16 protein-coding genes are annotated in these 17,944 nt (G+C 66.3%); 5 read left to right on the top strand and 11 right to left on the bottom strand.

Going from position 1 to position 17,944, the window contains the following annotated elements; translation table 11 throughout:
- The first annotated feature begins 24 nt into the window (after nt 1-24).
- The 3 genes from G6N81_RS10005 (at nt 25) to G6N81_RS09995 (ending at nt 4,310) form a co-directional block, all read left to right on the top strand.
- Nucleotides 25-1,317, top strand: a complete 1,293-nt coding sequence (locus G6N81_RS10005) for a CoA transferase (RefSeq protein ID WP_165136336.1) — start codon at nt 25-27, stop codon at nt 1,315-1,317.
- A 180-nt stretch (nt 1,318-1,497) separates the two neighbouring features.
- Entirely contained in the window at nt 1,498-2,460 is a 963-nt protein-coding gene (locus G6N81_RS10000) for a cohesin domain-containing protein (RefSeq protein WP_165136333.1), read from the top strand.
- On the top strand, nt 2,457-4,310 hold the full coding sequence (locus G6N81_RS09995) for an amidase family protein (RefSeq protein WP_241244949.1): 1,854 nt from the start codon (nt 2,457-2,459) through the stop codon (nt 4,308-4,310). Before G6N81_RS10000 ends, G6N81_RS09995 begins: the two co-directional genes overlap by 4 nt.
- Nucleotides 4,311-4,541: 231 nt before the next feature.
- Here the strand turns inward: G6N81_RS09995 and G6N81_RS09990 are convergent, their stop codons facing one another.
- A complete protein-coding gene (locus G6N81_RS09990) occupies nt 4,542-4,922 on the bottom strand; it encodes a hypothetical protein (RefSeq protein WP_165136330.1) in 381 nt (126 codons plus the stop codon).
- A 583-nt stretch (nt 4,923-5,505) separates the two neighbouring features.
- Between G6N81_RS09990 and G6N81_RS09985 the strand changes: the two genes are divergently transcribed.
- Nucleotides 5,506-6,246 (top strand): metallophosphoesterase family protein, encoded by a 741-nt coding sequence (locus tag G6N81_RS09985; protein ID WP_165136327.1) that lies wholly within the window; start codon nt 5,506-5,508, stop codon nt 6,244-6,246.
- Complete coding sequence (locus G6N81_RS09980; protein ID WP_165136324.1) at nt 6,243-6,875, top strand: LysE family translocator; 633 nt, start codon at nt 6,243-6,245, stop codon at nt 6,873-6,875. The genes G6N81_RS09985 and G6N81_RS09980 overlap by 4 nt, the downstream gene beginning before the upstream one ends.
- A gap of 368 nt (nt 6,876-7,243) precedes the next feature.
- On the opposite strand, the gene G6N81_RS09975 is transcribed toward G6N81_RS09980, so the two are convergent.
- The 10 genes from G6N81_RS09975 to G6N81_RS09930 form a co-directional block, all read right to left on the bottom strand.
- The gene (locus tag G6N81_RS09975) at nt 7,244-7,720 is read right to left on the bottom strand and encodes a helix-turn-helix domain-containing protein (RefSeq protein WP_241244948.1); all 477 of its coding nucleotides are present in this window, start codon (nt 7,718-7,720) and stop codon (nt 7,244-7,246) included.
- A gap of 110 nt (nt 7,721-7,830) precedes the next feature.
- Entirely contained in the window at nt 7,831-8,865 is a 1,035-nt protein-coding gene (gene add / locus G6N81_RS09970; RefSeq protein ID WP_165136318.1) for an adenosine deaminase, read from the bottom strand.
- Nucleotides 8,866-8,888: 23 nt separating this feature from the next.
- Nucleotides 8,889-9,752 (bottom strand): ABC transporter permease, encoded by an 864-nt coding sequence (locus G6N81_RS09965; RefSeq protein WP_165136315.1) that lies wholly within the window; start codon nt 9,750-9,752, stop codon nt 8,889-8,891.
- Nucleotides 9,749-10,579 carry an ABC transporter permease gene (locus G6N81_RS09960; protein WP_165136312.1) on the bottom strand — a complete coding sequence of 277 codons (831 nt, stop codon included), beginning with the start codon at nt 10,577-10,579 and terminating at the stop codon, nt 9,749-9,751. The genes G6N81_RS09965 and G6N81_RS09960 overlap by 4 nt, the downstream gene beginning before the upstream one ends.
- Nucleotides 10,569-11,378, bottom strand: a complete 810-nt coding sequence (locus G6N81_RS09955) for an ABC transporter ATP-binding protein (protein ID WP_165136309.1) — start codon at nt 11,376-11,378, stop codon at nt 10,569-10,571. The genes G6N81_RS09960 and G6N81_RS09955 overlap by 11 nt, the downstream gene beginning before the upstream one ends.
- A gap of 78 nt (nt 11,379-11,456) precedes the next feature.
- Entirely contained in the window at nt 11,457-12,521 is a 1,065-nt protein-coding gene (locus G6N81_RS09950; RefSeq protein ID WP_165136306.1) for an ABC transporter substrate-binding protein, read from the bottom strand.
- A 105-nt stretch (nt 12,522-12,626) separates the two neighbouring features.
- Nucleotides 12,627-13,943, bottom strand: a complete 1,317-nt coding sequence (locus G6N81_RS09945) for an allantoate amidohydrolase (protein ID WP_165136303.1) — start codon at nt 13,941-13,943, stop codon at nt 12,627-12,629.
- On the bottom strand, nt 13,940-15,169 hold the full coding sequence (locus G6N81_RS09940) for a pyridoxal-phosphate-dependent aminotransferase family protein (protein WP_165136300.1): 1,230 nt from the start codon (nt 15,167-15,169) through the stop codon (nt 13,940-13,942). The genes G6N81_RS09945 and G6N81_RS09940 overlap by 4 nt, the downstream gene beginning before the upstream one ends.
- A 15-nt stretch (nt 15,170-15,184) precedes the next feature.
- Nucleotides 15,185-16,765, bottom strand: coding sequence for an AtzH-like domain-containing protein (locus G6N81_RS09935; RefSeq protein WP_165136297.1), 1,581 nt, complete (start codon nt 16,763-16,765; stop codon nt 15,185-15,187).
- On the bottom strand, nt 16,762-17,913 hold the full coding sequence (locus G6N81_RS09930) for an acetamidase/formamidase family protein (RefSeq protein WP_165136294.1): 1,152 nt from the start codon (nt 17,911-17,913) through the stop codon (nt 16,762-16,764). The genes G6N81_RS09935 and G6N81_RS09930 overlap by 4 nt, the downstream gene beginning before the upstream one ends.
- Nucleotides 17,914-17,944: the final 31 nt, after the last annotated feature.

Here is a 17,944-nt window from a genome sequence, read left to right as displayed (position 1 = left end):
GCAAATCCGCGTATCGTCCGCGTCATGGGTGATTCGCGGCAACCGCTTCTCGGTGTCTCCCTTCGACCTTTCACCGCTCCGGGTGTGTGCACCCGCTTCGGCCCTCTCACGTGGTGGGGCGGCCCGCTCAATGTGGAGGGGCTGGCTCTTTCGGCGACGCACGCCTTCGGCTCGGTGCTCGCGGGGCTGATGGGGACGCGGCACACGATCTCGTTTGATTCCGCGCGGGTGGCGGCGTGGTTCGGTTCGTTCTCGCACCTACGGGTGGACGGGGAGCCCCTTTCCGCGTTCGCTCCTCTGTCGGGCTTCTTCGCCTCGTCCGATGGATGGGTGCGCACACACGCGAACTATCCGCACCACGAACGAGCCCTGCTGCGAGCGCTCGACGTCGAAGACGGTCCGTCCGCAGCGGCGGCCATGCGGCTGATGACGTCCGCGCAGATCGAAGAGGCCGCACAAGAAACGGGCGCCATCGCGGTCGCCGTTCGGCAGCCGGGCCAGGTGCGTTCGGCCAGCGGCGACTGGATCGAGATCTCCGAGGTGGGAAGCGCGCGAGCCTTCCGCCCCGGTGATGGGGCTCCTCTGACCGGACTGCGTGTTCTCGATCTCAGCCGCGTCATCGCCGGGCCGTCAGCGTCCCGGCTGCTCGGCGCGCTCGGCGCGGACGTGCTGCGGATCGATCCACCTCACCTTCCAGAGCTCACGAGCCATCACCTCGACACCGGTTTCGCGAAACGAACGGCCGTCGTGGATCTCGCCGATGAGGGCGACCGCGTGCGGTCGCTTGTGGACAGGGCCGATGTCGTCTTTTTGGGTTACCGCTTGTCCAGCCTCGAACGAACGGGATTCGGACCGGAGGCTATTGCGGAACGTCATCCGCATGTCGCGGTGGTGTCGCTCGACGCCTGGGGCGAGATTCCGGGGTGGTCGGGACGACGCGGATTCGACAGCGTGGTGCAGGCGGCGACGGGAATCTCGCACCTCTACGGCACCGAAACGGACGACGGATGGCGGCCGGGAGCCCTGCCCGTTCAGGCGCTGGACATGGCGACGGGGCTGGGGATGGCAGCGGCCGCTCTGGCCCTTGCGGGTCGCGGCGGCAGGGCGCACCTGTCTCTGGCGAGGACCGCGCGGTTTCTCATCGACGGCGGCGCAGCTCCCGCCGCTCCGGAGGACGTCTTGCTCACGCTGCGCGACATGGAGAGCGCGTATGGGCTCCTGACCTACGCGCCTGTGCCCATCAGCATCGACGGCGTCGCGGTTGATTACCCCGCTCCCCCTCTGCCCTACGGAGACGGAGAGCCCGTGTGGATGTAGTGCCCGCGCCCGCTCGCTGAACGATCGCGGCGAGGGAACGCGGTGACGCCCACGAGCGGCGCGTTCCGTCCGCGCTCACGATTGCCCCACGATCGCCGCATCGTCGACACCCGTCGGTAACGCGAGAGAAACAGCATCCTGAGAACGTGAGATCGCTTCCTCTCGAAAGGCGATCTCCACATGCCACATCCTTCTCGTCGCCGCCGTATCGGCGTCCCCGCGGTCACGGGCCTCACCACCCTTGCCCTCCTCGCATTCGGCCCCGTTGCCGTTGCCGCGCCCGCGGCACCTCATGTCGACATCGACGTTCCCCACACTGTCGCCCCGTCCGAGACCTTCGACGTGACGGTGTTGACCACGGGCGCCTCGGAGGTTTTCGCCCATGAGGTTGTTGTGACCTTCGACCCCGACCGGGTCGCCTATGTCGACGGCTCGGCCATCACCCCGGAGGGCGGCTTCGGTGCGGCCTCGATTGACGGCGCAGAAGTGCGCGTCGTTTCCACGCGACTGGGCTCCTCCCCCGCGCTCGCCGGTGACATCGCGTTCGCCACGCTGACGTTCACCGCCCTCGCGCCCGGCGACGCCTCCTTCGAGCTGAACGAGGGAACGCTGGTCGGCGCGGACGGCGATGTTGCCCCGCTCCCGATCGCCTCCGCTGCGGTGGAGATCACCGCTCCGGCGACGACACCGACACCGGGCCCGAGCGGTCCGCCCTCGCCATCACCGTCGGAGCAGCCCGCTCCCGGTGTGACGCCGCCACCGAGCCCCACCCCGTCTGAGCCGGCGCCAACCCCTGACCCCACACCGGCCCCCGAGCCCGCGCCAACGGAGGCCCCGTCACCCTCGCCGACGGAACAGCCCGCCCCGGGCATTCCCGGCGAGCCCGAGCCCTCCGAAACAACGACGCCCACGCCCAGCCCGGCGCCGGAGGAGCCGTCGATGCCGAGCCCGGACAGCACACCAGCTCCGGGGGATGCAACGGACAGCGCGCCGGCCGTTGCGGCACCGGGTGACGATTCCGATGACCTCGCCCCCACGGGTGGCGACGCGATGTGGGCCACGCCCCTGGCCCTCGGCCTCGGAGCGGCCGTGCTCCTCGCCGGCGCTCTCCTCCTCGCACGCCGGAAGGCGGCCACCGCATGATCCTTTCCTCCGCGCCCGAAAAGACCTCGATGACCCCCTCACGCCAGCGCCGAACCATCGCCCTGACCGCGGGCGCCGCTCTTCTCAGCGGCGCGTTCCTGACCACACCCGCCCTTGCCGACAGTGAAACGGCCGGGTCCGCTCCGGCCTTCCTCGCGCCGTTCTTCACCGAGTTCGACCTCACGGGCAACGGATCCGTGTCATCTGAGGAGCTGCAGATTGTTTCCGATGCGCTGGGATCAACGCCGGAAGCCGGCGATGAGCTCGCGGTGGTCGACACGGACGGCGACGGCGTCATCTCCATCAGCGATCTGGCCGAGGTCGCCTCGCGAATGGTCTACGACGACGGCGACTTCGACATCATCGAGGCATCCGCGCTGAGCATGCAGGCGGCGATGAACGCAGGTGTCACAACGTCCGTCGAGCTCACCCAGGCATACCTGGACCGCATCGAGGCATACGACCGTTCCGTGATCGATGACAACGGCGGCCGCGCCCTGAACTCGATCATCACCACCTCGGAGGTCGCGCTCGAAGCGGCAGAGGAAGCGGATCGCATCCGTGCAGAGGAAGGCATGACGAGTGCTTTGCTGGGGGTTCCCGTGGCCCTCAAGGACAACTACAACACCGCCGATATGCCCACAACGGCAGGCTGCGGGTGTTGGGAAGACAATCACACGACGTCGGACGCCGCGATGGTGTCGGGCCTGCGCGATGCGGGCGCCGTCATTCTCGCGAAGGCAAGCCTGGATGAGTTCGCCTTCGGTTTCTCCTCGGAGTTCTCCGTTGGCGTGGACGCTGGTGACACGCTTCTCGTCGCCAGCCCCTATGTGACGACCCGCACAGCCGGCGGATCGAGCGGTGGCACGGGAGCGGCCATTGCCGCGAACCTCGCCGGGATCGGCTTCGGAACCGACACGGGCGGATCGATTCGCGTGCCGTCCTCCTACAACCAGCTCGTCGGCATCCGCCCGACGATCGGCCTGTCGAGCCGAGACGGCATCGTCCCCCTCGCCCTGAGCCAGGACACCGGCGGGCCCATGGCGCGCACCGTGATGGACGCAGCGCTCGCCCTCGATGCCACAACGGGCATCGATCCGGCCGATCAGGTGACGAACGCACAGGCCGGTCTTGTCCCCGACTCGTACACACAGTCGCTCGATGCCAACGCGCTTGAGGGCGCGCGCATCGGCTACTTCGCGTCGATGCTGCCCCAGAACGCCACGAACCAGCGAGTGTGGCAGGAGACCGTGCAGACCCTCGAGGCTCAGGGCGCGACCGTTGTTGAGCTCGCCGAGCCCGCCGGTTTCGGAGCGGTGCTTGCCGAGCCGAGCGGTTCCACGGCCGAGTTCCGCCACGATCTCGACGCCTACATCGCGGCGCACCTCTCCCCCGACGTCGCTGCCCGCAGCCTGAACGACATCGTGGAGACCGGGCACTTCGTCACCAGCCGCCAGCGCACGTACGAGCAGCGTGCTGCGATCACCGCTGAGCAGTACGAGGCGTGGGCCGGTGAGAACGGCTCACACACGCTGCAGCTGGCCGCCGGCAAGACGCTTCTTCACGAGGTGCTGAACACACACGAGCTCGACGCGATCGCGTATCCGTCTGGCACACCGTATGGAACACACGCGTGGAACATGCGGCTGAGCCCGAACACGGGAATGCCCGCGGTGACGGTTCCCATGGGCGTTGCCACGGCCGAGGACGGCACAATTGACGGCGCAGGCGTGAACCTGGAACTCCTCGGACGCGACTTCGATGAGGGAACCCTGCTAGGGCTCGCCTATGCCCTCGAGCAGGCGCAGCCCGCCCGCACCGCCCCCGAGCTGTACGGCCCGCTCGGATGACGGGCTCGCGCGGGTAGCGAGACACGAACGGGGTGTGCTCAGCCGAACTTTCGGCTCAGCACACCCCGTTCGGTGTGCGGTTCGTCGTGCGTCGTGCGTTGCCCGCTACGACCGCGAGTACGTTCCGATCACGCGGTTCTGCTCGATGATGGCAGTGGGCCCCGTGGCGGGTGGAACCCGCGGGCGGTGGCAACGAGAAACTTGCTCTCGTCTGTCTTCTGCGAGCAACTGTCAGCTGTTTCCCTCCCGATCCTGCCGACTGTTCCCGGCCATGTCGAGGTCCCCTCGCGCATCGTCGTCGTCATCAGGACCACCGTCCCATCCGGCGGCGAAAATGCGTTCAGCCGGGTCGACGGCGTCCTCCCACGCAATCTCGCGCACTGCCCGAAGCTCCCACCGCTCGATTTCACGGGCCAGTGCCGACACCGGGCGCGGAACCCCGGCGAGACCGCGTTCTTCACGGCGCACACCGCGCGGCGGCCGATCCGATGACTCCGAGAAGAACACCCGACTGGAGGGCTCATCACGGCGCACCGTGCCAGACGGCGACGTAAACTCCAGCACCCCGTGGTCGAGCTGCCGGATCTTCCATCCGTCTCGGTGTTTCATCACGTGTTGTGATTCGCAGAGGTGCGCGAGATTGTCGTCGCGCGTGAGACCCCCGCGTGCGAAATCGAGGCTGTGATCAAGATCGCTTGTACGCGCGGTTCTTCTCCGCCCAGGGCCCGGGAGCCTTCAGGGGACGCGAGGGTTCCTTCGTCGATCCAGCTTGCGCCCTGATCCGTTGTGCGGAAATCAGTGAGCGTGGCATCGTGAGTGCTCATGCTGTCGACAGCGCCGGCGCTCTGCTCGGGGCCGTTTTCGCCGCCCCGAGTCTGGGTCCCCTGCGCATCACGATCGATTCTGAGGCCGTCGGCCTGCGCTGCAGCCGCCGCGCGAGCGTGCGCGGTACGAAAATCTCGCCGGTCACGGCGAATGCGACGAGAAAGTGTGCCGAGACGATCGTTTTCGGCAGACTGACTGCACGTCGGGCTGAGACGGCCGCCGATAAGGCCCACGACACTCGAGTATCGGCGGGGACTTCTGGCGGCGTCTCGGACTGGCATCTGGGAGCGTTAGCAGACTTCTAGGATGAAGGGCGCTGGCGCGCGGTGTGGTACCTTCACCAGTCGTGTTCTGACGAAAGGGAGCACTGATGTTAACGATCGCACATCTCAGCGATCCGCACCTCGATCTTTCGAGTGACCGGGAGCAACGCTTCGCGGCCGTTCTGCGTCAGATCAATGACCTTCCCACCGTCGACGCGCTTGTTATCAGCGGTGACCTTGTGGACCACGGGCTGGCGAAAGAGTACGAGAGCTTTTTCGCGCACCTTCCGTCCGATCTGCCGGTGCTGGTGGGGGCGGGCAATCATGATCTCTCCGAACCGCTCTCCGCTGCGCTGACATCGGCGAGAATGTCGCCGCAATTGAACGCCGTTCTGCAGCTCGACGGTGCGACCATCGTCGGACTGGACTCGCACATTGACGGTCGTGATGACGGACTACTCGCGGTGGCCACGCTTGACTTCGCTCGCGACGCGATTCGTGCGGCCTCCGGGCCGGTGGTTCTCATGTTGCACCACCCGCCGGTTCCCATCGGGCATCACATCGTGGATGAGCACTTCGCACTCGCAAACCCGCAGGACCTGGAGATGCTCGTCCAGGAGTCGTCGGGGGTGATCGCGATCTTCACGGGCCACGTGCACGCCGCGTTCACAGCGATGTTTGCCGGAGTGCCTGTCCTGGGAAGCCCCGGCATCGTGTCCACGATGCGTCTCGGCAGCCGGACGAACCCCATCGCAGATTTCGACGCCATGCCTGGGTTCGCGCTGCACTCGATTGAAGGCCAGGGAATCAGGACGGTGTTTCACTACCTCCCGCCGAAGGATCTATGACCGTCCTCGCCGCGGTTATTCTCCTCCTCCCCTTCGTTCTCTCACCGGGGGCGAGCTTTGCTCTTACCCTCACCGGCGCTACAGCCGGTGACCGCACGGCAGGTCTGCGCGTCGGGATAGGCACATCGATCGGTATCGCTCTGATTGCGGCTGTGGCGGGTCTGAGCGGAGTGGGTAATCTCGTCGCGGCCAACGAGCTGATCCGCGCGTGGTTCGAGACTATCGGCGGACTATTGCTCATCGGTTTCGGTGCAATGCCCCTCCTCAAGTCATGGCGGGCCCGGAAGAAGGGCGGCTCGCCCCGAAGCACCACACGTCCCTCCCGACTCCTCCTGTGGAGCTTTATCGCAGTCGTGACGAACGTGAAAGCCCTGGCGCTGTACGTGATTGTCGTTCCTTCGGTGATCCCAGGAGAAAAACCAGCGATTTACGAGTATGCAGTGGTCGCCACCGTCCACATCGCGATGCTTCTCGGGTGGCTTGCTCTTGTCGGCGCGCTCGTGGCGAACGTCCCGGCGATCGCGAATCGGCCCCGGATAACGACGGTGCTTCAGGCGTTGGCAACCGGGGTGTTGGTCGTGTTGGGAGTCCTGAGCTGTGTCACTGGAATCGCCACACTGTTCTCCTGAGGAACGGCAGAGTGCACTGTTAGCCAGCAGCTGAAAACGATCCTTTATGGCCCGCGCCTCGAGCGTGGGGAGGAGCGCTTACAGCTCACTCATGCCGTCGCTCAGATCGGTGACGACAACCTTTCGCCGCAGCCGGGCAAGCTGATGCCGCTCGTGGCGGCTGGCGGTCCGCTCAATTTCGGCGTGCAACGCGGCGACTTTACGGCTCTGCGCCGGAGTCTTCTCTGGCAGAACGACCGCGGCCTTCTCGTCGATCTCGCGCTCGCCGCCGCCGGACCGTTCTGCCTGTTGCTGAGCGATTCGGGCGAGCTCGGCGAGAAGCGTAGCCTTTTCCCCTTCCGCGCACAGGAGGCTCCGTATGGACCTCGCTACCCCGGGGTTTCCTTCACCACGACAAGGCGGGCCGGCCCATCGAGCATCCACCAGCGGTGAGGAATACCGCCGGCCACATACGCCGAGTCACCGGGATCCAGGCGGTGTTCCTCTCCGTCCAGCTCCACGTGCAGCGTTCCGGAAACGACGTATATGAATTCGCCCTCCGCGTGGCGATACATCTCGCCGCGCGGCGAGCGCGTCACGTCGACTTCCAGGGGCCGGAAGCCCGGTGCATGGGCAAGGAGCCGTGCCGTTCCCACCGAGAAGCCATCAGGAACAGCCCCCTCTCCGGCGCGCAAGAGTTCAACCGGAGGCGGATCGGCAACCGGCGGTTCCGCCGCAGCAACCAGTTCGACCGGGCTGGTCTCCAGAGCAACGGCGATCCGCTGCAGCGAGCTCAGGCTGGGCTGGTGTATCCCCCGCTCGATCTGGCTAAGAAAGGCGTGCGATAGCCCGGCGCGTTCGGCCATGCGGGCGAGCGTAAGCCCGCACGCCTTTCTCCGGGACCGAATGCACGCGCCGAGCCGGGCAGCCGTTTCCGGGTCGGAGGTAATCCGGGCGCTGGCGGCCTGTTCCGGCGTCATGCGGGGACCGCAGCGGCCTCTTCCGACACATACGCGTCGATGGCGGCGAGGTACTCTGCTCGCCGCGTCGGGGTCAGCCACGCGGCGTCAAAGGAGTTCGCCGCAAGCCGGACCAGATCGGTCTGATCCAGCCCCGCCTGCTCGGCAAGCGCAACGTAGTTGTCGGCAACGTATCCGCCGAAGTAGGCCGGATCGTCCGAGTTGACCATGACCCGCACCCCGGCGCGCAAGAGCGCGACGATTTCGGTGGCCTTCATCTGGTCCGTCACAAAGGAGTTCGACAGCGGACAGGTCGTGAACCCCAGCCCCTTCCCCTTGGCGAGCGCCACGAGTTCCGGGTCTTCGACGATGTTGGTTCCGTGATCAATTCGGTCGGCGCCGATGTCCTCAATCACCTGACGGATGTGATCGATCGATCCGGTCTGATCGATGTCGCAGTGCATCGTGGTCAGGAAACCTTCCCTCTTCGCCCGGGCGAAGACCTCCGCGAACTTCGCCGGCGGATTGCCGCGCTCGTCCGAGTCGAGCCCAACGCCGATGATCCAGTGCCGATAGGGCAGCGCCTCCATCAGCGTCGACATGGCATGTTCCGCCGTGAAGTCGCGGAGGAAGCAGAGGATCAGCTCGGCCGAGATGCCCAGTTCGCTCTGCGCGCGCACAACCGCTCGGCGGTACCCCGTGATCACATCGGCGAAAGAAACCCCGCGGCTCGTGTGCGCTTGCGGATCGAAGAACATCTCGGCATGCACGACGCCGTTTTGCTTCGCCCGTAGCAGATACGCCCAGGCCAGGTCGAAGAAATCCTCGGCCGTCTGCAGAACCTGCATTGCCGGGTAGTACACGGCGAGGAAGCTCGTTAGATCGGTGAAGTTGTACGTCGCCTTGACCTCATCAACGCTCTTCTCCGCCAGTTGAATTCCGTTGCGTGCGGCGAGCGCGAATTTCAACTCGGGTTCCAGTGTCCCTTCCAGGTGCAGGTGCAGTTCGGCCTTGGGGAGACCGGCGACGAAGGCCGCAAGATCACGTGTCATGGGTGTTCCTTTCGGGGCGGGTGTTATGCCCTATCGGCCATGCCCATGCGTGCCAGCACGACCGACTCGATAATGGCGACAAGGTTGTAGAGAACGAGGGCGGCGATGGTGACCAGAACCACCGAGGTCCACAGGGCCGTGAATTGCGCCGAGGCGCTATAGCCACCGACTGCGCCGCCGACACCGCCGCCGACAGCCAGCCATTCGGCGAGGAGCGCCCCCGTGATCGCGCCGGGCACCGAAATGCGCACGGCGGCGAGGAGCGACGGGAGGGAACTCGGCAGGGCAACCTTGCGCAGAGCTGTCCATGCCGATCCACCGTAGACCGCGATGAGGTCGTTCATCTGCGGCGATGCCTGCCGCAGACCGAAGACGATGTTCACCAGCGCCGGGAAGAGAACGACGATTCCGCCCATCACCGCCACCGTTGCAGGGGTGCGTCCGAAGATGAGGATGATCACGGGAGCCATCGCGACGAGGGGAACGGAGCGCAACAGCATGGCGAGGGGCATCAGGGCGTGTTCGATCCCCTTGCTCAGCTGGAAGGCGAGCGCGACGAGCAGAGCAACGAACAGCCCCGCCGCGAAGCCGATCGCGGCGTCGCCGAGCGTGACGAACAGTTCGCCGAACATGCGCGCGCGGTTCTCGGCAGCGGCGTCGTCCGTGACGAGGAACGCCCACACGTCCAGCGGCCCCTTGCCCACGTAGGCGGAGATCCCGAAGACCCACAGCAGCCCCTGCCAAAGCACGATAACGGCGGCGATGGTCAGCCCGAACGTGGACAGGCTGGTTCCGAGGGCGCGAATCGTGGCGCGTCGTGCCTCACGGCGAATGTCGGACGACGGTTCCGCCGTGGGAGGAGACGTTGTCGTCTGCAGGGCCGTCATGCCGATACTCCCTTCGACCAGGGGGCGATCACGCGGGCGATCAGGCCGAGAACGCCGAATCCCGCGAGCGCGACGAGCCCGGACACCAATGCCAGGCCCCACACGCGCGGCGAGTCGAGGCCCTGCTGCGCCGCGATCATCGCGGGCCCGACGCCCGTGCTGACGCGGCCGAGGAACTCGCCAAGAACGGCTCCGAGAAATGCGGCAGGAACGGCGATTTGGAGGGCGTTGAGAATGGCGGGAAGGGCCGCAACAACGCGCACTTTGCGCAGCTGTGTGAAGCGGGTTCCTCCGTAGACGGTGACGAGGTCGAGGGCCGACCGATCAGCGGCTTTGAGCCCCAGAAGGGCGCCGACGACGGTGGTGAAAAACACCGACAGCGCCGCGAGGAAGATGGCGTTTCCGGCCGGCTCCCCTGCTCCAGGAACGGGAACGATGACGACCAGAAGGATTCCGACGGCGACGATCGGAATGCAGTAGGTGATGATCGCCAGCTGCATCACGACGCCCTCGAGCCTCGGAGCGATCAACACGAGGGCCGCGAACAACAGTGCCAGTCCGTTCCCCCATAGATATCCGATTCCCGCCTCTGCGAGAGTGACGCTGAAGTTGCGGGCGTAGAAGTCCCAGCCGGACTGGACAAAGCCCTCGATGACCTGCGGGGGCGTCGGGATGGCGCGCACGCCGGCCCCGACGTTGGCGAAGACGGTCTCTGCGAGGATCCACCACAGGGCGATCACCCCGACGATTCCGGCCCCGCCGATCACCCAGGAGGGAAGCCGCACGTCCTCCCAGTCGATACGGCGCGCGGCGGTGTCAGTGCTCATGGTCGCCCTCGCCCCCGAAGAGCAACTCGGACGCCTCATCGACGTACGCGTGAAACTCGGGCGTTCGCATGAGGTCCGGTGTGCGCGGACGGGGCAGGTCGATGTCCATCACGGCCTTAATGCGACCAGGGCGCGGGCTCATCACGGCCACCTTGTCGCTCAGGAAGATTGCCTCGGCGATGCCGTGTGTGACGAGGAGCGTTGTTGCGGGTTTCTCGGTCCAGATCCGCAGCAGCTCCATATTCAGGCGCTGCCGGGTCATATCGTCCAGGGCACCAAAGGGTTCGTCGAAGAGAAGAACCTCCGGCTTCATGATGAGGGAGCGGGCGATCGACACCCGCTGGCGCATTCCGCCCGAGAGCTGGGCCGGCTTCGCCTTTTCGAAGCCGGTCAGGCCGACCAGGTCGATCATCTCTCGCACGTACGCGCGATCGACCGAGGCGCCCGCCACTTCGAACGGGAGCTGGATATTGGACTGCACGCTGCGCCATGGCAGCAGCGCCGCGTCCTGAAACGCGATGCCCAGCGCGTTTTCTCGGCGCAGCTCGCGCGGGCTTTTTCCGTCGACCCGTGTGGTGCCGCTCGAGGGATTCTCGAGTCCGGCGAGGATGCGCAGAATCGTTGATTTTCCGCATCCCGATGGGCCGAGAAGTGACAGGAATGTTCCCTGTTCGGTGTGCAGATTGGCGTCCTGAAGGGCGACGACGTTCGAGCGTCCTACCCGGAAGACCTTGTTCAGGCCGGTGATCTGCAATCCCGTTGCCGCCACGGTGTCGGCGGGGGATGTCGTATCGGTCACGAGATGCTCCTCGGAAGGGGTGCGAGTGTCATGTGTTGTTTCTGCGGCCGGTGGTGTGTCCACCGGCCGCAGGAACGATCAGCCCTGGTAGTCGACGAGCTCGGGGTTCTCGTCGTAGACCTCGGCAAGGAGACTCATGTCGAACAGCTCTTCCGCCGTCACCTCGATGCCGGCTCCGGCGAGACTCTCGATGGTCATGGTCTGTAGCTCTTCGCTCACCGTGAACAGGCCGTTCTCCTCCGTTTCAGCCGAGGTGACGAGGATGTTCTGCGCTTCTGAGCCCAGAAGTGTCTTCTCGGGGTCGAGATCGAGGTCGATTCCGTACACCTCGAGCGCGAGATCGGCGCCGCGCTGCGCATCCGCAACGGCTTCTGTCCAACCACGAATCTCGGCCACGAGGAAGGCCTTCAGCATGTCGCGTTCGTTTTCGAGGGTCTCGCGCGTGACCGACACTGTTTCTGCCACGAACGGCAGTCCGTTGTCTGCGAAGGGGAGGTTGGTCGTGTCGAGCCCCATCAGGTCCAAGGTGATGGCCTCGTTCGTGATGTACGCGACGAATCCGTCGACCTCGCCGTTGACGAGCGGGGCGGGGTCATACTGCACGGGAACGATCTCGACGTCAGACGGATCGATGCCGTTGGCCGCCATCAGCGCGTTGAACAGCGACGTGTTGGAGTCCTGAACGCCGATGCGCTTACCGACGAGGTCTGCCGCGGTGGCGATATCGCCGCCATCTGCCAGGGACAAAATTGTGAAGGGGTTCGCCTGGAAGGTCGCTCCGATCATGGTCAACGGGGCGTCCTGATTCGCGATCGCCGTTCCGATGGCGACGGAGTCGCTCAGCGCGATATCGGCGGTGCCGCCGAGCAGTTCGGCGACGCCCGTGGAGGGCCCCGGCACAAGGTTCACGGAAGAGAAACCGGCCTCAGTGAAGTAGCCCTCGGTGTCGGCGATGTACTCGCCGGCGAACTCCTCATTGAAGATCCAGCTCAGCTGGAGCGTGATGTCGCCGAAGTCGGCGCTTCCGTCGCCCGCCGAGGTGTCGCCGGAACCGGCGTCATCAGCGCCACAGGCGGCGAGGGCGAGGGCCGAAACGGCGAGGACGGATAAGCCGGCGCGGGCGCGGCGGGAAGCGAGAGACATGCTGTTCTCCATCTGCAGGGTGGTGCTCACGGGTGAGGACTCTGCTGACGGTATGCCTGTTCGGTTTCCCCAACATTCGTGTCGCGTTGCGCGGGTGTTTCGTGACTATCCCCGCTCTTCTCCGCGGTGCGCGACGGCTTGCGCGAACGCACGCAGGCCAACGGCAACGTCGGATCCGGTGACGGCCTCGTCGGGGTGGTGGCTGATCCCGTCGGGATTGCGCAGGAACAGCATTCCCACGGGCGTGACCGATCCAATCGTCATCCCGTCGTGACCTGCGGGACTGAACAGCGTCACCGGCTCTGCTGCGCGCGCCGGCAGCGTGGCTCCAATTCCGGCCCTCACCACATCCTGCAAGAGCGGATCGCAGAACATCGCCGGAGCGGAGTGCACCTCTCGGGCACGCCAACGCAGATGGCGGCGGCCCATGATCTCGTCGAGTTCCGCGCTGATCTGCGCCCACACCTGGTCACGGCTGTGATCAAACTCGCCGCGCAGATCCACGCTGAAGCGTGTCTCGCCCGGCACGACGTTGACAGCTCCAGGGAACGCCTCGAGCTGGCCGACGGTTCCGATGATGTGGTGTTCTCCCGCACAGACACGCTCGACTGCGAGGGCCGCCTCGCTTGCTCCGAGAAGCGCGTCCCGCCGCATGTCGTACGGCGTTCCACCCGCGTGGCGAGCCTCACCCTCGACAACCAGCTGGAAGCGACGTGCCGATGCGATGGACGACACGGCGGCAAGGGATTCGCCGCGACGATCGAGCTGCGGCCCCTGTTCGATGTGAGCCTCGAGATACCCGACGAGCTGTTCGCTGGTACGCGCCGCCTCAGCCACCCGGCCCGGGTCGAGGCCGAACTCCCGGTAGGCCTCCCGCAGTGTGATGCCATCGTCATCGGTGAGGTTCCACCAGGACGGGTCCCACTCCCCCGCGACGGCCGATGACCCGAGCAGTGCCTTGCCGAACCGGGTTCCTTCTTCATCGCTGAACGCCGCAATTTCGAGGCCGAAGGGAAACGGACTCATCCAGATGCCGTCGTCGCCTCCAGGAACCCGCAGCAGGCGCGCCACCTCGATGCCCATGAGAACGCCGAGGATGCCGTCGAAACGTCCCGCATCGATCACGGTGTCGAGGTGGGAGCCGAGCATCAGTGTCGGCGCATCGGGTGATGCGGCCCGCAGTACGCCCAGCTGATTACCCGCGGCGTCCTGCCGTGTCACGAGGCCGATTTCCCGCATCCACTCGGCCACGAGCCGGTTGACGCGCGCGTGCTCCGGCGAGAGGTAGACGCGTGTGATCGCTCCCTCGTCGGATGACACTCTCGCCAGCTCGTCGCAGCGCGCCATCACGCGTCGCGCCGCCTGCGCGAAAACGTCGGGGGTGACCGAGCCGAGGCGGGTCAGAGCGGAGGGCGCCGTCATGCGGCTGCCTCGCGGAAAGTATCGATCGCCGCGTCAACGCCGCCACCGGTGGGAACGGATGCCCCGAATCGGCGCAGCACCTGCTCGAGCGCCGCGAGTGTCGTGAGCACGGCATCCCTGCGGGCGTTGTATCCCATCGTTCCGATGCGCCAGACGCGGCCGTGCAACGGGCCGAAGGAGGTGCCAATCTCGATACCGAAGTCGTCCAGCATCGCCTGGCGAGCCGGATCTCCCGCAACGCCATCCGGGATCTCGACCGCGACGACGTTGTTCATTTTGTGAGCCACGTCGCCGAAAACCGTCAGTCCCAGGCCTCGGACGCCGGCGAGCATCGCGGCTCCGGCTGTCGCGTGACGCGCGATGACCTTCTCCCGGCCCTCCGTCAGCAGCACCGATGCGCATTCGCGCGCGGCGTAGAGCATGCTCGTGGCCTCGGTGTGGTGGTTGAGGCGGCGCGGACCCCAGTAGTCCATGATCATGCCGAGATCGAAGTAGTTCGACCGCACGAAATCGGCGGCGCTGGTGTCTCCGGCCTCGCGGATTCCGGCCTCAACGCGTCCGCGCGAGCGAATCACCTCGGTCGCCCGCTCCGACAGCGTGATGGGGCTGGAACCGCTCGGGCCGCCCAGACACTTCTGCAGTCCGGCCGTTGCGGCGTCGAGGCCCCAGGCATCAGCCTCGAATGCGTTTCCGCCGAGCGACGCGGTTGCATCCGAGTAGAACAAAACGCCATGCCGGCGGCAGATCTCGCCGATGTCGTCGAGCGGCTGGTTCATCGTCGTCGAGGTGTCTCCCTGCACCAGTGCGAGAAGCGTTGGCTTCACGCGCACGATCGCCTCTTCGATCTTTGACGCGGGAACAACCTGACCCCACTCCACCTCGATGCGATGCACCTCGGCCATCGCCCGCTCGGCGATCTCGGCCAGCAGGTGCCCAAACCTGCCGAAAACGGGAACGAGCACCCTCTCGCCCGGCCGGACGAGCGAGGTGATCGCCGCTTCGATTCCCGCCCGCGACGTGCCGTCCACGAGAAACGTCTGCTCGTTTCGGGTGGACCACACGCGGCGGTACAGATCCTGCGTTTCGCTCATCGCTGCGGTCATAAACGGGTCGTACTGGCCCACGAGCGGAGACGACATCGCGCGCAGGACGCTCGGATAGGCGGAGATCGGACCGGGGCCCATCAGCAGACGGGCGGGCGGATCAATGGGAGCGATATGCGACATGGTGATCTTTCGTGCTCAAGAGACGGCGTCTGAGATGCGGCGGCCCAGGCGAACAAGCGCAATGTCAGTTTCCGCTCGCGACACGACGCAGACACCGACCGGAGCGGGACCGAGCTGTGAGGGCACGGTCAGAAGAGGAATCGAGAGGGCGGGTGCTCCCGCAACGGCCGCCGGGGTGGTCATCCGCAGCGTCGCCGTTCGCACGGCGTCCACCTTCTGCCCGTCGGACGTGCGCATGGGGGCGGGGCCAGGAACCGTTGGCATCAGCAACTGGGCATCACCGAGAAGACCGTCGATGATCTCCTTCAGCGGGGCGAGCGCAGCGCGGGCCTCGCGCTCCTGTTCGTCCGTGATGCGCGCGGCGTCGCGGAAGCGCTCCTCCACGGCGGGCCCGAGGGCACCGGGGTTTTCGCGGATCCACTCACCGTTGTTCCGCCAGGCCTCAGCGGCCTGCACGGTCCGAAACGGCTCCTGGTACCCGGCAAGGGAGCCGATGTTCACCGTCTCGACGGGGGCGTCAAGGCGCGAGAGGAACTGCTCAAACGCGGCGCGCGTTTCGGGCTCGACGACCTCAAGGATTTCGGCCGGGATGCGGAAGCTCCATGGCAGGTCCGATCCGCTTGCGCCGTAGACGCGCTCGGTGGAACCGGAGCCGTCGAACGACAGACACCAGTCGGCGACCTTTTGCAGAACTTCCCCCGAACGGGTGATCCATCCGACGGTGTCGAACGATTGCGCCAATGGCAGCAGCCCCGCCCGCGGAACGAGCCCGTGCGTCGTGCGCAACCCCCACAGCCCCTGGTACGAGGACGGCACGCGAATCGACCCCGCCGTGTCCGTGGCCAGGCCAATGTCTGCCTGTCCCGTCGCAACGGCGCTCGCGGGACCCGAGGAGGAGCCGCCGGGCAGCGCACCCGGCAGGGCGCCGTTCGGGGGCGTTCCGTAGTGGGCGTTGTTGCCCGCGATCGAGTACGCGAACTCGTCGGTTCTGGCGATACCCCGGAGCGAGGCGCCGCCGCGCAGCAGGTCGGTCACGGCGGCCGCCGTGCGCGGCTCTGGTGCGACGGAATCAACGTAGGCGGGGTTACCCGCGCCGATGCGATACCCCTTGATCGCAAAGAGGTCCTTGACCGCAACGGACGTTCCGACGAGGGGGCCGTCCCACGCTCCCTGGAACAGCGGATCGCCCACCGTGCGCCACATCGTTCGGTTCAGGGGCTGCGGGCGACCGGAGACATGTGCGGCAGCGATCCGCCAGCCGTCATCCGTTTTCCGCCACAGCTGAGTCTGCAGACCGCGGCCTCCGATGAGGAAGCGCGAAACAGACACGATGTACGCGGTGTCCTCAGTAATCTCCCGGAACTCGATCTTCTCGATGACCCGCTCGGCGACACCGCCGCGCAGGCCCCGAAAGGCGCTGATCACGTCGTGCCCGACGAGAAGACCGGCGTCGTCGCCGCGCAGCGTCGCATCAGACCGGAGGAACCAGTGGTCCAGCTGGTCGAGGTCGTTCGCCAAAATGGCACGCTCGTAGGCGAAGAACGCCTCCCGCAGATCGTCGGGCAGAGCAGCGGCGCCGGGGATCGCATCTGTCATGAGAAGTCCGCCTCTCGAATCCGGGCGTGAACACCGCAGGTAATGTCGACCACCTGGGAAATGTCGAAGTCGGTCGTGGCCGACAGATACGCGTAGGCGAGGTGCTCGTCCATGCCCCAGCGCGCCTGGATGAGATCGAGCGCCGCGCGCACCGCCTTGCGCATGGCCTCATTCAGATCCGGGTCGAGCCCCGTCGGAACGAGAAACTCGGATGTGCGCACGAGGGGGCCCGTGACCTCGCCGAACTCGCGACGTGCCTCGTCCTGGCTGATCACATCAAACGTCAGCGTTGCGCGCAGCGATGCCTCGAGAGCGGTGAGCGCCACTTCTCCGTCGCCCTGTGCGAAGTGCGGATCGCCGACGTACGCGAGCGCGCCGTCCACCTGCACCGGCAGAAATAGCTGGGATCCCGCCGTCAACAGCCGGATGTCGATGTTGCCGCCGTACTCCGCCGGAGGAACGGAGTGCGGGCGATCATCCGATGCGGGGGCGACGCCCATCGTTCCGAGGAATGGTGCCAGCGGAAACGTGACCGTACGCTCCGCACCCTCGGTGCACGGAAGGGCGCCGACAAGGCCGTCGGCACGCTGCTCGACGGGCGTGAAGACGCTGACCGTTTGGCCCGAGCGCGGGAGTTGCGCGGGGAGCGCGCCCTTGCCGTGGCGGTTGCTGATCACGCCGTACGGCACCCGCGGTGCGAGCGCATCCACCGTGATCCGCAACAGATCACCGGGACGAGCGCCCTCCACACGAATGGGGCCCGTGACAACGTGAGGTCCGTCCGCTGCATGATCGCGCTGGTTGCCCGCGGCGATCGCGATCGCGTCATCGAGCACAGCTCCCGGGGGCACCCCGTGATCGACGAAGAAGTGGGCGGGGTCTTGCCCCTGATCGGGAAGAATCCCCTCGTGGCTCACGGTGTCGATGACGACCTGATCGCCCGACGCGATTGTGAGAACAGGTGCGTCGGCGCGGCTGGGCAATCGCCCCCACAGCACATGGGCAGGCTCAGCCGAGAGATACGCCGCGCCCTCGGGCAGCTCGTGCCCGGCCGGAAAGACATGGGGTTGCAGAATCGGCAGCTCGGCAAAGGCCGGAGCCGGCCCCGTGCCGAATCGGTTGTTCGCCGCCTGCCCGCTGGTGCTCATTCCGTCAGCGTAGGCGCGATGCGTTGCGCGC

Source organism: Microbacterium amylolyticum, from assembly GCF_011046975.1.
GTDB lineage: Bacteria > Actinomycetota > Actinomycetes > Actinomycetales > Microbacteriaceae > Microbacterium > Microbacterium amylolyticum.
The sequence above is the reverse complement of the archived record's forward strand: the minus strand, read 5'-3'. Positions and strand labels throughout refer to the sequence as shown.

Bases quoted from the DNA above. Each gene is read 5' to 3' on its own strand.
- G6N81_RS10005 (WP_165136336.1), top strand. From the start codon at position 25: ATGGGTGATTCGCGGCAACCGCTTCTCGGTGTCTCCCTTCGACCTTTC.
- G6N81_RS10000 (WP_165136333.1), top strand. From the start codon at position 1,498: ATGCCACATCCTTCTCGTCGCCGCCGTATCGGCGTCCCCGCGGTCACG.
- G6N81_RS09995 (WP_241244949.1), top strand. From the start codon at position 2,457: ATGATCCTTTCCTCCGCGCCCGAAAAGACCTCGATGACCCCCTCACGC.
- G6N81_RS09985 (WP_165136327.1), top strand. From the start codon at position 5,506: ATGTTAACGATCGCACATCTCAGCGATCCGCACCTCGATCTTTCGAGT.
- G6N81_RS09980 (WP_165136324.1), top strand. From the start codon at position 6,243: ATGACCGTCCTCGCCGCGGTTATTCTCCTCCTCCCCTTCGTTCTCTCA.
- G6N81_RS09975 (WP_241244948.1), bottom strand. From the start codon at position 7,720: ATGGCCGAACGCGCCGGGCTATCGCACGCCTTTCTTAGCCAGATCGAG.
- add (WP_165136318.1), bottom strand. From the start codon at position 8,865: ATGACACGTGATCTTGCGGCCTTCGTCGCCGGTCTCCCCAAGGCCGAA.
- G6N81_RS09965 (WP_165136315.1), bottom strand. From the start codon at position 9,752: ATGACGGCCCTGCAGACGACAACGTCTCCTCCCACGGCGGAACCGTCG.
- G6N81_RS09960 (WP_165136312.1), bottom strand. From the start codon at position 10,579: ATGAGCACTGACACCGCCGCGCGCCGTATCGACTGGGAGGACGTGCGG.
- G6N81_RS09950 (WP_165136306.1), bottom strand. From the start codon at position 12,521: ATGTCTCTCGCTTCCCGCCGCGCCCGCGCCGGCTTATCCGTCCTCGCC.
- G6N81_RS09945 (WP_165136303.1), bottom strand. From the start codon at position 13,943: ATGACGGCGCCCTCCGCTCTGACCCGCCTCGGCTCGGTCACCCCCGAC.
- G6N81_RS09940 (WP_165136300.1), bottom strand. From the start codon at position 15,169: ATGTCGCATATCGCTCCCATTGATCCGCCCGCCCGTCTGCTGATGGGC.
- G6N81_RS09935 (WP_165136297.1), bottom strand. From the start codon at position 16,765: ATGACAGATGCGATCCCCGGCGCCGCTGCTCTGCCCGACGATCTGCGG.
- G6N81_RS09930 (WP_165136294.1), bottom strand. From the start codon at position 17,913: ATGAGCACCAGCGGGCAGGCGGCGAACAACCGATTCGGCACGGGGCCG.